The organism is Bacillus massiliglaciei (assembly GCF_900098925.1).
GTDB classification, from domain to species: Bacteria; Bacillota; Bacilli; order Bacillales; family DSM-1321; genus Peribacillus; species Peribacillus massiliglaciei.
In genome coordinates this window covers 1-3,051 of record NZ_LT622348.1, presented here as the reverse complement: position 1 = coordinate 3,051, position 3,051 = coordinate 1, and the positions used below count along the sequence as shown (strand labels likewise).

The following is a 3,051-nucleotide window of genomic DNA, read 5'->3' as shown; positions in this document are numbered from 1 at the left end:
CTTACTTTTGGTGCCATGAATTTAAAGAAGATGGCAAATTGGACTTGGGTCAATCCTCAAATCGGCTAATTATGGGGCTCGATGAGCCCTCAAAATTAAAAATACAACGATTAAATAGGAAAAATAACAGAAAGGCCTTCGGAAGGGATTCCTTCCGAAGGCCTTTTGTCGACAATCTGAAACAACCTCATAATGAGGTTGTTTTTGTTGTACATGTTATCTAGTATTGAAGAGTTTCACTGCTTTATCTTCATTTATTTGGAACCTATATACCGGTCTCTGGCTGCACCTAAGCCAAAAATAAAAAGCAATATAGACGCACCTGCCAAAATGAACAGCGGAACAGTCCAGCTGTTCGTTGCATCATGCAGAAAGCCGAATAGAGTAGGTCCTGTCGCTGCTAGCAGGTATCCGACAGCCTGCGCCATACCTGACAGTTCTGCAGCTTGCCCCGCCGTTTCTGAACGCAAACCAAAAAACATCATGGCCAAGCCAAAGGCAAAGCCGCCGCCGATTCCTAAGAGGATCATCCATAAAATAATCAAATTCATACTTCCATACAGCAGCCCAAGTGTACCGCTTAAAAGTAAAATCGCCGAAATCGTAACCAATGAGCGCTGACTGGACATACGCCCCGCCAAAACTGGGACAATAAAAGTAAATGGAAGCAACGCCAGCTGCATCATAGAAAGCAGCCATCCAGAATGGTCCGAACTGAGCCCCTGCTCTGTTAAAATTTCAGGCAGCCAGGCAATCAGAATGTAAAAGACCATAGACTGCAGCCCCATAAATAACGTTACTTGCCAGGCCAATGCCGATTTCCAAACATTCACATGACTTTCAGGCTGATGATGGTGAATGGACTCAGTTCCCTTAGTGCGGCGTTTGATTTGAGGCAGCCAGAATAATAGAGAGATGAAACTGAGTATGCCCCAGATTCCCAGCGCCCCCTTCCACCCCAACCCTGCTCCAACTGCAAGGGGCACACTGATACCAGAAGCTATTGCTCCCAATAAATTCATCGAAATCGAATAAACACCTGTCATTACACCGATTCGCTCAGGAAACTCTCTTTTAATAAGGCCAGGCAGCAATACATTAGAGACAGCAATTGCTAAGCCCAATATAGCCGTACCCATGTATAAAGCGGCCGCTCCTGAAATAGACCGCAGAAAAATCCCAATGGTTAACGAGATGATTGAAACCAAAATCACGGCTTCTGCACCAAATTTCCGCCCTAATTTAGGGACAATCGGTGAAAAAAGGGCAAAAGCAAGCAGCGGTAATGTCGTAATCAATCCTGCCAACGTATTCGATAGATGAATATCATCTCTAATAAAGCCGACTAAAGGACCCACTGAAGTTAATGGAGCCCGTAAATTAGCTGCAATAAATATAATTCCTATAATCATGATCCAAACTGCCGGTCTGTGAACAGATGGATTTTCCGGTAGATCGTGCTGACTCATATTGTCTTCCCCTTCTTTCATTCTTATAACTCTTTTTCAAAGCATAAAACAGTCCACTTATCCCCTAGCCTTTCTTCATAAAAAGAAAAGCCTCTATTTATCCAAAAATTCAAGGCAGGATTATTCTCTTTAATAACGCCTAACCGCACTTTTTTTATTCCTTTCTCCTTCATTAAAGATTCATATTTTTTTAGCGCTTTACTTGCATATCCCTGACCTTGATAATCACTATGTATGATAAGTAAACCGAGCCATGGCATCTTATCTGAGGGATTCTCCATAAGGTAATCAATTACACCAATTGGATCTCCGTCATCTGTAATAAAGTTCATGACTGCGCCTTGACCTTTGGATGTCTCATACATCTTCAGAACCTCTTCATCATTAAGCTTAGGGTGTCCCTCTGATAAATGGTTAAACGCCTGATTTGAATTTACTATTTTCTTTAGGACTTCCATTTGTTCAAGTCTTACTGATCGGAACTCTATCAATTTCGACACTCCCTCTCTTCAACAAGCACGAATGTTGCTGTCTATTCATGTTCAGCAATACTTTCGAGGACTAAGCTCTTGAGCAGATTTCACACTATACATCTCCCAGTCATGGAATATATATTATATTATACTATTTTAGAATTTTTTCACACTATATTATAATAAATATAAAATTAATTATTCAAAGAACAACGTTAAAAACCTCCTGACCCATTTAACAAGTTAAAGGACGGAGGCTTGAACTAATGTTTAGACACCATATTTCAATAAAATATGCAGAACGGCAACACTGTCTGTATGATTGGTATAGGAATGCGTTTCATTCCCGTCAAAACTAATTGAATCAAATTCATTTAGGATGTAGGACTCATTCTTTACCTGAATCGTAACGGTCCCTGACATGACCGTAGCAAGCTCTGTTGTATGCGGATGATGTTTTTCTGGATGGTATGTACGATTCGGCTGTAAATACGCCCGATACATTTCGATCTTATCATTCGAATTTTGAAAAACAGGTTCAATGACCCAATCTCCTCCATCCCCTGCAATTCTTAACCCGCTCCCTGCCCGGGAGACGTTCACACTGTTTTCCGTTGAAAACAAAGACATAAGCGGAATCGAAAGGCTTTTTGAAATCTTCCACAGCACTCCAACCGTCGGATTTGTTTCTCCCCGTTCTATATTTCCAAGTGTCAGCTTGCTCACACCCGATAGTTTCGACAGCTCTTCAAGACTCAAATGCTTGTCTTTACGCAATTTCTTAAGCACTGCACCAACCTGCAGCACCACTTGTTTTGGATCATCTGTACCTTTATTCATTGTAATCACCCTTCAGAAAGGTCTTGAGATTTATAAGATAAAATACGAATTACTATTTCCTCTTACAGTTTACTAAAAAATACGAAACCATCCATATTATATAGTATGATATACACGCTTTCTATACAGTACGATAAAAACTGCAATCGAGTAGGAGGGGGTGATTAACCCCCGACCTCTCACACCACCGTACGTACCGTTCGGTATACGGCGGTTCCATTAAGTTTGACGCAGAAATTCATATCGATTATATAAACTTTTCAACCCTC

General features: G+C 41.0%; 3 protein-coding genes. All 3 read right to left on the bottom strand.

Features of this window, described 5'->3' with window-relative positions; all coding sequences use genetic code 11:
• Positions 1-254 precede the first annotated feature (254 nt).
• Positions 255-1,469: a CynX/NimT family MFS transporter gene (locus BQ4305_RS01365; protein ID WP_110926132.1), complete on the bottom strand. Its 1,215-nt coding sequence runs from the start codon at positions 1,467-1,469 to the stop codon at positions 255-257.
• 23 nt (positions 1,470-1,492) lie between these two features.
• Positions 1,493-1,969 (bottom strand): GNAT family N-acetyltransferase, encoded by a 477-nt coding sequence (locus BQ4305_RS01360; protein ID WP_234396842.1) that lies wholly within the window; start codon positions 1,967-1,969, stop codon positions 1,493-1,495.
• A gap of 243 nt (positions 1,970-2,212) precedes the next feature.
• Positions 2,213-2,782, bottom strand: coding sequence for a helix-turn-helix domain-containing protein (locus BQ4305_RS01355; RefSeq protein WP_110926130.1), 570 nt, complete (start codon positions 2,780-2,782; stop codon positions 2,213-2,215).
• Positions 2,783-3,051 lie beyond the last annotated feature (269 nt).